Genomic DNA, 255 nt, shown 5'->3' with positions numbered 1-255 from the left:
ATCGATGGCCGGGTGGTGAACTTCGGCGGCAAGCCGGCGCGCGTGGGCATCAACCCGATCACCTTGTCGGCCGACCGCGAGACGCTGTACTTCGGCGCGATGAACGGCACCACCTGGTACCGCCTGCCGGCGCGGCTGCTGCGCGAAGGCGCCGACGATGCGGCCATCGCCACGGCGATCGCGCCGGCCGGGCCGAAGCCGATCAGCGACGGCGTCGCCACCGGCGCCGATGGCACGCACTGGTTCACCGACCTG

Annotated in this window: 1 protein-coding gene; it reads left to right on the top strand. The window is 72.2% G+C overall.

From position 1 onward, the window contains the following. The coding region (locus tag HKX41_12335; protein NNC24923.1) for a cupin at positions 1 to 255 on the top strand (255 nt) is incomplete at both ends.

This window comes from Salifodinibacter halophilus (assembly GCA_012999515.1).
Classification (GTDB): Bacteria; Pseudomonadota; Gammaproteobacteria; order Nevskiales; family Salinisphaeraceae; genus Salifodinibacter; species Salifodinibacter halophilus.
The sequence above is the reverse complement of the archived record's forward strand: the minus strand, read 5'-3'. Positions and strand labels throughout refer to the sequence as shown.